Annotated in this window: 10 protein-coding genes; 2 read left to right on the plus strand and 8 right to left on the minus strand. The window is 62.5% G+C overall.

What is annotated here, in order from left to right; genetic code table 11:
* Positions 1–102: 102 nt before the first annotated feature.
* The 5 genes from phnE (MMS95_RS08145) to trpS form a co-directional block, all read right to left on the minus strand.
* Entirely contained in the window at positions 103–1,002 is a 900-nt protein-coding gene (gene phnE / locus MMS95_RS08145) for a phosphonate ABC transporter, permease protein PhnE (protein ID WP_033633798.1), read from the minus strand.
* Entirely contained in the window at positions 999–1,862 is an 864-nt protein-coding gene (phnE, locus tag MMS95_RS08150; protein ID WP_016928590.1) for a phosphonate ABC transporter, permease protein PhnE, read from the minus strand. The genes phnE (MMS95_RS08145) and phnE (MMS95_RS08150) overlap by 4 nt, the downstream gene beginning before the upstream one ends.
* 78 nt (positions 1,863–1,940) lie before the next feature.
* Positions 1,941–2,873, minus strand: coding sequence for a phosphonate ABC transporter substrate-binding protein (gene phnD / locus MMS95_RS08155; RefSeq protein ID WP_004939482.1), 933 nt, complete (start codon positions 2,871–2,873; stop codon positions 1,941–1,943).
* Between the two features lie 40 nt (positions 2,874–2,913).
* The gene (gene phnC, locus MMS95_RS08160; protein WP_019454697.1) at positions 2,914–3,747 is read right to left on the minus strand and encodes a phosphonate ABC transporter ATP-binding protein; all 834 of its coding nucleotides are present in this window, start codon (positions 3,745–3,747) and stop codon (positions 2,914–2,916) included.
* A 117-nt stretch (positions 3,748–3,864) separates the two neighbouring features.
* Positions 3,865–4,872 (minus strand): tryptophan--tRNA ligase, encoded by a 1,008-nt coding sequence (trpS, locus tag MMS95_RS08165; RefSeq protein WP_242141562.1) that lies wholly within the window; start codon positions 4,870–4,872, stop codon positions 3,865–3,867.
* Between the two features lie 290 nt (positions 4,873–5,162).
* On the opposite strand from trpS, the gene MMS95_RS08170 reads away from it, so the two are divergent.
* Complete coding sequence (locus tag MMS95_RS08170; RefSeq protein ID WP_033633801.1) at positions 5,163–6,038, plus strand: NAD(P)-dependent oxidoreductase; 876 nt, start codon at positions 5,163–5,165, stop codon at positions 6,036–6,038.
* A 32-nt stretch (positions 6,039–6,070) separates the two neighbouring features.
* Here MMS95_RS08170 and MMS95_RS08175 read toward each other — a convergent pair whose 3' ends face one another.
* From MMS95_RS08175 to MMS95_RS08185, 3 genes are all read right to left on the minus strand, one after another.
* Positions 6,071–6,598: a cysteine hydrolase family protein gene (locus MMS95_RS08175; RefSeq protein ID WP_015377091.1), complete on the minus strand. Its 528-nt coding sequence runs from the start codon at positions 6,596–6,598 to the stop codon at positions 6,071–6,073.
* Positions 6,599–6,626: 28 nt separating this feature from the next.
* Positions 6,627–7,730 (minus strand): suppressor of fused domain protein, encoded by a 1,104-nt coding sequence (locus tag MMS95_RS08180; RefSeq protein WP_242141563.1) that lies wholly within the window; start codon positions 7,728–7,730, stop codon positions 6,627–6,629.
* Between the two features lie 162 nt (positions 7,731–7,892).
* The gene (locus MMS95_RS08185) at positions 7,893–8,765 is read right to left on the minus strand and encodes an oxygenase MpaB family protein (RefSeq protein ID WP_242141564.1); all 873 of its coding nucleotides are present in this window, start codon (positions 8,763–8,765) and stop codon (positions 7,893–7,895) included.
* A gap of 242 nt (positions 8,766–9,007) precedes the next feature.
* Between MMS95_RS08185 and MMS95_RS08190 the strand changes: the two genes are divergently transcribed.
* Positions 9,008–9,451, plus strand: coding sequence for an acetyltransferase (locus MMS95_RS08190; protein ID WP_004939500.1), 444 nt, complete (start codon positions 9,008–9,010; stop codon positions 9,449–9,451).
* Positions 9,452–9,468 lie beyond the last annotated feature (17 nt).

Genomic DNA, 9,468 nt, shown 5'->3' on the forward strand with positions numbered 1-9,468 from the left:
CCGGGGCGCGCAAATGCAGCCAACAAAGAGGCAGCTCCAAGTATGACGGGTATGGCCGCACACCTTGAATGTGCGGCAGTATAGGGATCGGCAAGGGGTTTCTCAATCGATTTGGCTTTTTTGCTGATACAGCGGGATATCTTCGCCGATGATGTACTTGTTGCGCAGCAGCGAAGAGACCTTGTCCATGATCATCACCACCACCACCAGGATCAGGGTGATGAACATCACCACGTCCCAGTTCCACAGCCGCATGTTCTCCGCGTACACCAGGCCGATGCCGCCGGCGCCGACGAAGCCCAGCACCGCCGCAGAGCGGGTGTTGGATTCGATCTGGTACAGGCTGAGCGCCAGGAAGGTGGGGAACGACTGGGTGAAGATGCCGTAGCGGTGCTTCTGCAACCCGTTGGCGCCCACCGCTGTCAGGCCGCGGCTCGGGGACTTGTCCACCGCCTCGTGCCCTTCGGCGTACAGTTTGCCCAGCAGCCCGACGTCCTGCATCACGATAGCCAACACCCCGGCCAGCGGCCCCATGCCGACGGCGCGCACAAAGATCAGCCCCCAGATCGCCATATCGATACCGCGCAGCACGTCGAGCAAGCGGCGCACCAGCACGGAGATCGGCCGCAGCAACGGCGTCGACATCACGTTGCGCGCGGCGAAGAACGACAGCGGCAGCGCGATCAGCGATGCGGTGATGGTGCCGGCGAACACGATGGCGATGGTGATGCCAATCTGCTGGAAGTAGTACATGAACGGCCAGTTGGCGAAGTCATGCCAGACGAACATGCGCAGGAAATAGCGCCCCAGCTGCTGGCAGCCGTTGATAAACTGCGGCCAGCTAATGCCGAAGACCAGGAAGAAGAACACGTAGTACAGCACGATCGCCAGCGCGATCAGGCCGACGGTGCGCAGGTAGCGCCCCTGCTGCGCGAAGATCGCCGGATGCTGCTGTTTCAACTGGCGCAGCGTTTCCGCCGATGCCGGAGTGCCCGCTGTCATTTTGCCCCCTCCACCACGCGCTTGCGCAGCTCGCCCGACACGTAGTCGAGCACGGAAACCACCACGATGATCAGCAGCAGCGTCATGCTGACCTGATCGTAGCGGTCGAGTTTAATGTTGGTCATCAGCTCCTGGCCGATGCCGCCCGCCCCCACCAGCCCCAAAATGGTCGACTGGCGAAAGTTGATCTCCAGCCGCATGAAGCTGTAGGAGAGAAACACCGGCTTCACCTGCGGCCACAGGCCAAAGCGCATGCGCTGCAGCGGCGTGGCGCCGCAGGCCGCCAGCCCGCGCACCGGTTTGTTGGAGGCGGTTTCGATCGATTCGTAGAACAACTTGGTCAGGCTGCCGATGGTGTGCAGCGCCAGCGCCAGGAAGCCGGGAATGGCGCCGATGCCGAACGCCATCACGAACATCACCGCCCACGCCAGCTCCGGCATGGTGCGCAAGAACGCCACCAGCGTGCGGATCGCCAGCCGCACCGAGGCCGGAGTATAGGTATTGCCGGCCGCCAGAAACGCCAGCACGGTCGCCACCAGCACCGAGAAAATGGTCGCCGCCAGCGCCAGCTGCAGGGTCTCCCAGATCAGCGGCAGCTGAATGTTCAGGCGATAGCCCCAGTAGGCCAGCGAGCCTTCGGTGCGCCCGTCGGCGAACAGCAGGTTCCAGTGCAGCGTCGGCACGGTTTCGGCCAGGTAGTCGAAGAAGTGCGGAATAGACACCCAGACGGTGTGCAGGTTGAACTCGGCGAGGTTGCCGGCGCCCAGGTACAGCACCACCAGCCCGAGCGACCACAGCAGCGCTTCGCGCTTTTGCTTGCTGCGGATCCGTTGGTAATAGTGTGCGAAATCGGTATTCAAAACAGGTCTTCCATCGTTATGGAACAAGGGGTTCAGCATGCTGAACCCCTTCATTCGGGCGGCCGAGGCAGCCGGGAATCAACGGTCGCCTTTGGTCAGCTCGCGCTTCATATCGATGATGGTCTGGTATTCCGCCAGGGTGGTGTCGCCGATGTGCTGTTTGCCGCCCATCGCTTTGATAAAGCACGCGTGATCGTCTTTATCCAGCTTCTTGATGGCGGTGACCACTTTAGCCTTGAAGTCGGCCGGCAGCGAGTTGCTCACCAGGATCGGGCCGTTCGGGATCAGCGGCGACTGCCAGATGATGCGGATCTGCTTCATCAGGTCCGGGTGATCCATGCGGATCATGCGGGTGAACGCGCCGCTGGTGTAGCCGGTGTTGTAGTCGCCGATCATCGACGCCCAGGTCACCGCGCCTTCAAACTGGCCGTTCAGCACGCCGAGGATGTCCTGCTCGTGGCCGCCGGAGAAGGTGACGCTGGAGAAGGTGTTGTTGTATTTGTTGTCGACCGTGCCGCCGAACAGCTTTTTAAACGCCTGGTTCGGGATCAGGAAGCCGGAGGTGGAATCCGGATCGGCGAAGCCGATGGCCTTGCCCTTCAGGTCTTCCAGTTTCTGGTACGGGCTGCCGGCCTTCACCACCACCACCGAGTGGTAGCCGCGCGACTGGTCGACGTCATCGACCGCGATGCCGACGATGTCCACCGCTTTCGGATCCTTGATGTAGACCGAGGCGAACGACGACGGCGACATGCTCAGCACCAGGTCAATCTTGCCGCCCAGCAGGCCCTGGATCACGCCGGAATAGTCGGACGAGTTGCGCAGCTTGGTATCGACGTTCAGCTCTTTATCCAGGAACTGCTTCACGCACTGGTTATCGCCGATCTGCTGGGTGGCGTTCTGGCCGCCGAGAATGCCCAGGTTCAGCTCTTTCGGCGCATCCGCTGCAGCAGCATTAAATACCATCATCGCGCCGGCCATCAGGGTGGTCAGACTCAATACTTTTTTCATTAGGTGTGCCTTGTGTGTAAAGGGTAAAGGTCAAAGTGCTTCAATGGATCTGATTGGCTTCTTCGCCATACAGCTGGTGCAGGATCCGTTCGTTCAGTTGCGAAGGATGCCCGTCAAACACGATCTTCCCGTGGGCGATGCCGATCACCCGCGAGCAATACTCTTTCACCAGTTCGACCGAGTGCAGGTTCACCATCACCGCGATGCCGTCTTCGCTGATTTTCTGCAGCGCATCCATGATGCGGCGGGTGTTTTTCGGATCGAGCGACGCCACCGGCTCATCGGCCAGCAGGATTTGCGGATTTTGCATCAGCGCGCGGCAGATGGCGACGCGCTGCATCTGGCCGCCGGAGAGGTGCTCGGCGCGCTGCAGCGCGTGCGGCAGCATGTTGAGCCACTGCAACAGCTCAATGGCGCGAGCGCGATCGGCGTCATCGAACAGTTTGAAGAACGATTTCAGGGTGGAGGTGTGGCTCAGGCGCCCCAGCAGCACGTTGGTCATCACGTCCAGCCGCGGCACCAGGCAGAAGTCCTGGAAGATCATGCCGCAGCGCGCGCGCCACTGGCGCATCTGGCGGCCGGCAAGCTGGGCGATATCCTGCGCCACGCCATCGTCTTCGAAGTGCAGCATCTCGCCGCAGCTGGAAGGAATAGTGCCGTTGAGGGTATGCAGCAGCGTGGACTTGCCCGCGCCGGAACGGCCGATCACCGCCACGAATTCGCCGGCGTGCAGATCGAAATTGATGTCATCCAGCACGCGCTGCTGCGCTTTGTAGGCCTTGCCGAGCCCCTTTACCGATAACACTTTGCGGGATGCGGCGGCGTGCTGCCCTGGAAAGTCGTGCTGCGCCAATTTTAACAGTGCCTGAGCCATATGATTTCTCTGGTTTCAGTGGCTAATCATTATGGGCACCTATTAACGGATAAGTTTATGACAGTGGGATGATGGTTTTATGGCCGGGGCGTGACGCGTGCCGCCCCGGCGTGCGCATCATTCCAGGCTAAAGAAGTCCAGCCCCAGCGCCGCCTTGACCTGCTGCAGCGTCTGCTGGCTGACCTGATGCGCGCGGCGGGTGCCGTGCTGCAGGATGCGCGTCAGCTCGCCTTTATCGGCGATGAATTCGGCGCGGCGGGTGCGGATCGGTTCGAGCAGGCTCTGCAGGCAATCCTCCAGCAGCCGTTTGATTTTCACGTCCCCCAATCCGCCGCGCCGGTAGTGCGCCTTCAGCTCCACCACCAGCACGGCGTCTTCGCAGAAGGCGTCCAGATAGGTGAACACCATGTTGCCCTCCACCCGGCCGGGATCGCTGACGTTGAGATGACCGGGATCGGTGAACATGCTCATCACCGCCTTGTGCACCTCGTCGGCGCCGGCGCCAAGCGGGATGGCGTTGCCGCGCGATTTCGACATCTTGCCCTGCCCGTCCAGCCCCGGCAGACGCCCGACGTTGCTCAACAGCGGCTGGCACTCCGTCAGCACCGGTTGGCCGACGATGTGGTTGAAGCGCCGCACGATCTCGTTGGTTTGCTCCAGCATCGGCAGCTGATCCTCGCCGACCGGCACGTGGGTGGCGCCGAAGGCGGTGATGTCCGCCGCCTGGCTGACCGGATAGATCAAAAAGCCGGCCGGCAGGCTGCGGGCGAAATCCTTCTCGGCGATTTCGTTTTTCACCGTCGGGTTGCGTTCCAGCCGCGCCACGCTGACCAGATTGAGGTAGTACATCGTCAGCTCGGCCAACGCCGGCAGCGCCGACTGCAGGCAAATGGTGGTCTTGTGCGGATCGATGCCCACCGCCAGATAGTCGGCCACCACGTTGAGCACGTTGGCGCTGATTTTTTGCGGGTTGTTGCCGTTGTCGGTCAGGCCCTGCACATCCGCCACCATCACCGTTTGGTTATGCTGGTACTGCAGTTCCACGCGCTGGCGCAGCGAGCCGACGAAGTGGCCTAAATGCAGTGGGCCGGTGGCGCGATCGCCGGTAAGAATGGTGTAACTCATGACAGTGCTCCTGAAGGTCTGTAGACCGCCGGATCAACGCCACAAAAAATAATGCCGCCAAACCGGCGGCATTAAAAAGAGATGTGAATACTCGTGCCGCCTCAGAAGAGGCGCCACCATGACTGATTGTGGGTGGAGTGCATCGATATATTCATGGCATCAAGGTATACCCGCTGCGGCAGCACGTCAATAACCCGCCGCCGGTGCGTAAGACGACGTTACACTCCGGCATTTGCGTTCCTGGCCTGGCGCGCTAGGGTAAAACCTTCAACCTGAAAAAGGAGCGCATGATGAAGATCGGATTTGCCGGACTGGGTGGGATGGGCAGCGCCATGGCGGCCAACCTGTTGCAGGCGGGCTTCGCCTTAACGGTATGGAACCGCTCGCCGCAGGCGGCGCAGCCGCTGGTGAGCGCCGGCGCGCGGCAGGCCGAACGGCCGGAACAGCTGGCCGATGCCGAGGTGCTGATCACCATGCTGGCTGACGATGCCGCCACGCAACAGGTGGTGGTGGACAGCGGATTGCTGCAGCGAATGAAACCGGGCGCGCTGCATATCAATATGGCGACCATCTCGGTCGAACTCGCCAAACGCCTGACGACGCTGCATGCGGAACACGGCATCGGCTATCTCGCCGCGCCGGTGCTGGGCCGGGTCGACGTGGCCGCCGCCGGCAAGCTGAATATTCTGGCGGCCGGCGATAGCGAGCGGCTGAAGCAAGCGCAGCCGCTGTTCGATGCCCTTGGCCAGAAAACCTGGCACTTCGGTGCCGATCCGGCGCAGGCTAACGTGGTCAAAATCGCCACCAACTTTACCTTGGCCAGCGCCATTGAAGCGATGGCGGAAGGCAGCGCGCTGGTGCGCAACTACGGCGTGTCCGGCGCCGACTACCTGCAGATGCTGAGCAGCACCGTCTTCGCCGCCCCGGCCTATCAGGGCTATGGCGCGCTGATCGCCGCCGAGAAGTATTCACCCGCCGGGTTCCGGCTGGCGCTGGGGCTGAAGGACGTCGGGCTGGCGCTGGCCGCCGGCGCCGACAGCCATACGCCGATGCCGTTCGCCGGGGTGCTGAAAGACAACTTCCTCGACGCGATGGCGCAGGGGGATGCGGATCTGGACTGGGCGGCGCTGGCCAAGGTGGCGGCGCGGCGGGCGGGCCTGAAATAACGAACGGGGGCGTTGGCCCCCGTTTTCCGTTATCAGAACACGATGTCCGCCGCGGGCACTGCGCGGATCGGCACGCCGAAGCTGTCGATGTTCGACAGCGTCTCGTTATGGTGGGTGCGGATCAGCAGGCCATCGGCATAGGATTTGTCGTGGCAGGTATGCGCATCCGCCGCCAGCGTCACCGGATAGCCGCGCGCCGCCGCGCTGCGCACCGTGGTATCGATGCAAAACGGCGTGGAGTAGCCGCAAACCACCAGCTGCGATACGCCGTTGGCGATCAGTAACGCGCCGAGCGAGGTGCGCAGGAACGAGTCCGGCGTGGTTTTCTCCACCCGATGGTCGCCCGGCGCCACCGTCAGCGCCGCGAGCACTTGCCAGGCGGCGCTGCCGTGCGGCAACTCATCATCCGGCGTATGGTGCTGAATGACGACAACCGGCGCACCGGCCCGGCGGGCGCGCTCGCTCAGCTGATTGATGCGCGCAACGGTGCCCGCGGCATCCGCCGGCGGCGGCGTAAACAACCCTTCCTGCACATCGATAATCAACAGCGCGGTGGTCATGGCGGCTCCTGAAGAAAAGATAAGCGCGTCAGCACACCGGCTGGCGCGGGCGGAAAATATGGTCGACGCCCTGCTCGCGCAGCCTGTGCACCAGATCGTGCCCGCCATTCGGCGTGGCGTGCGCCAATTGGCGCTCGGCGGTAAACACCGGGCTGGCCCAGAATAGGTTAACCGGATCGCCATACTGCTGCGGCAGAGCCAGGTGCGCGTGATGCGGGTAGAAGGACGACGATAAAATATAGCCCTCATAGCCCAGCGGCGCCACGTCGGACTCCAGCGTATGCCCTTCGCCGATCCAGGTCAGCCGCGCCCACGGCGCATGAGCGAAACCGGCCAGCGCGCTGGCCATCTGCACCGCGTTGTCTTCAGTCATGTATTGGCTATCGATGGCGATCGCCATCTCCATGCGGCGATAGCGCGAAGCCTCGTCGTTGAACAGGATCTCCACCCACGGCATCGGCCGGATGCTGACCCCCATGGTGAGGAAGTAATAGATGCCGTCGCGTTCGTGCTGGGTGATGGCCATCGGCGGCCACTTGCCCTGATCGATGGCGTAGTATTTTACCGAAGGGCCGAAATGCGGCTCATAGCGCGCCTGAAAATCGCGCTGCATCTTCGGCCACGGATTGCCCTCTTCACGCTGCCAGCTGCGCCAAAACTGGCGGGTGCTTTCCGCCTGCGCATATTGCGTGTTGGTCGAGGCCGAACCGAGCGGATAGGCCAGTGGGCTCTCCTTGATACAGCTGGCCGAGTAGCACACCGAATGATCGATATACAGGCTCCAGCCGGGGATCACCGCCAGCAGTTGGCCGTAATACCACAGGGCCGCGCCGTCGTCGCTTTCGCTCCACACCACCATCAGCCCTTCCGGGTTCAGCGGCGCTTCCCCTTCCAGGTTGCGGCAAAACTCCGCCGCCAGCATCGGCGGCTGCCCCTGCTCCAGCGCGGCGCGATCTTCCTGCAGCGGCGCGGCGGCCAGGTTGCGCAGCCAGCAGGCGCGCACCTGATAGCGATCGCTGTAGGCTTCGGCGGGATAAATGTAAAAATAGGCTGCCCGGTGATCTTGCTGAACCACCGCGACCAGCGTCTGGTTCTCATTGCTGACTTCAGCAAGTACGTATGACTCGTTCATATCACCTCAATAGGGTCAGGGCGCGGCAGAATCGGCTGCGCGCCAAAAATGGAATGTGGCTTTGCCCCAAGTGTAAAACGCATTACTGGCCGGATCACCCGTAAAAGTCTCAAAAACGGCCGTAAACGAAGATAAACAAAGGCTAATTATAGCGGCTGCGGCTCATGACGGCTGAGTGATGCGCCGCACCGCACGCTGATAGGAACCGTTGCGCATCGACGCGCCCAGCACCTTGCCCAAACCGGCGGCGCCCGTTCGCACCAGCCGCCGCCGCAGCGCGCCCGGATGAAAACCGAACTGCCGCTGCACCCAATCGGGCAACAGATCGATGCCCGCCTGCATCACCACCCCGCCGAGGGGGCGCGCCAATGCGCTCGGCGCCGGCGCCTTCAGCAGAATGCGCGCCACCTCTTGCGTGCGTTCATCGCACACCAGCTGCGGCCGCATCGCTTGCAGGTATTCTTCGACCTCCGCGCAGGACTGAGGAATTGCCGTCGCCCCCAGCGCGGCGGCCACGCGCGCCGCTTCACGATAGTATTGATCCTGCAAATCGCGGGAAAGGTGCGGGTTGCGGTAGCGCAGGTGGCTGGCCAGAAAACGGCTGCTCTCCGCCACGTGCACCCAGGTCAGCAGCGCCGGATCGCTGGCGGCATAAGGCGTGCCGTCGCTGCCGACGCCGGTCACCCGCAGATGGATGGCTTTGACTTTGGCGATCAGCCGCTGCGCCTCGGCGGTCGGGCCGAAGGTGGTGACCGACACGAACTGGCTGGTGCGGCGCAGGCGGCCGATCATATCTTCGCGAAAATTGGAGTGATCCCACACTCCGGCCAGCGCCAGCGGGTGCAGCATTTGCAGCAGCAAGGCGCTGACGCCGCCGCACAGCATCGGGGTGAAGTCGCGGTGTACCTGCCAGATGACAGACTGCGGGCCGAACAAGCCCGGATCGCCCGGCGGGTTCTCAAAATCGACGCCGCCGAGCGCCAGCCCGGTCAGGCTGAGCACCTGTTTTTCTATCGCTGCGCGTACCGCTTCCATCCTGCCGCCCTCTTGCTGGTTCAGCGGCCAGTGTATCACGCGACGGGCGCCTCATTGCGCCCTGCGGCGGTTGAAAGCATTAACTTGCTGAATTACAGTTGTTATACCGCTTGCGAGAAGGCGGGCCTATTCGATCCACTGCAGAGGCGCTTTGCAGGGCGTTAACCCACGTTAATTCGGCACTAACCCCACAAAACCTCTATCTAGTTTCTTTTCCTTCAACTTAGATAGCAGAGAGTTCGATGATTACCATCAGAGCACGCGCGGCGGAAGACAACGCGCAATTGGCAGATATCTGGCTGCGTTCGGTGCGCGCCACCCACCATTTTTTAACCGAAGACAACATCGCGCAGCTGTTCCCGCTGGTGCTGAACGACTACCTGCCGGCGGTCAACGTTTGGGTGGCCGAAGACCGACCGGGGCATCCCTGCGGCTTTATCGGCCTGAACGGCAACAAGGTGGAGATGCTGTTTATCGACGCCGATCAGCGCGGCCAAGGCGTGGGCAAAGCGCTGTTGACCCACGCGGAAACGCTGCACGATGAGCTGCAGCTGGACGTGAACGAGCAAAATCCGCAGGCCAGCGGTTTCTACCGCCACTACGGGTTTGTCATCACCGGCCGCTCGCCGCTCGACGGCCAGGGCAACCCGTTCCCGCTGCTGCACATGAAGCTGGACAAACGCTAGCCCTCCGCCGGCCCCCC

The organism is Serratia sp. PGPR-27 (genome assembly GCF_022678525.1).
Classification (GTDB): domain Bacteria; phylum Pseudomonadota; class Gammaproteobacteria; order Enterobacterales; family Enterobacteriaceae; genus Serratia; species Serratia nematodiphila.

Excerpts from the sequence above, each read along its gene's own strand:
- phnE (WP_033633798.1), bottom strand. The coding sequence starts at position 1,002 with ATGACAGCGGGCACTCCGGCATCGGCGGAAACGCTGCGCCAGTTGAAA.
- phnD (WP_004939482.1), bottom strand. The coding sequence starts at position 2,873 with ATGAAAAAAGTATTGAGTCTGACCACCCTGATGGCCGGCGCGATGATG.
- phnC (WP_019454697.1), bottom strand. The coding sequence starts at position 3,747 with ATGGCTCAGGCACTGTTAAAATTGGCGCAGCACGACTTTCCAGGGCAG.
- trpS (WP_242141562.1), bottom strand. The coding sequence starts at position 4,872 with ATGAGTTACACCATTCTTACCGGCGATCGCGCCACCGGCCCACTGCAT.
- MMS95_RS08170 (WP_033633801.1), top strand. The coding sequence starts at position 5,163 with ATGAAGATCGGATTTGCCGGACTGGGTGGGATGGGCAGCGCCATGGCG.
- MMS95_RS08175 (WP_015377091.1), bottom strand. The coding sequence starts at position 6,598 with ATGACCACCGCGCTGTTGATTATCGATGTGCAGGAAGGGTTGTTTACG.
- MMS95_RS08180 (WP_242141563.1), bottom strand. The coding sequence starts at position 7,730 with ATGAACGAGTCATACGTACTTGCTGAAGTCAGCAATGAGAACCAGACG.
- MMS95_RS08185 (WP_242141564.1), bottom strand. The coding sequence starts at position 8,765 with ATGGAAGCGGTACGCGCAGCGATAGAAAAACAGGTGCTCAGCCTGACC.
- MMS95_RS08190 (WP_004939500.1), top strand. The coding sequence starts at position 9,008 with ATGATTACCATCAGAGCACGCGCGGCGGAAGACAACGCGCAATTGGCA.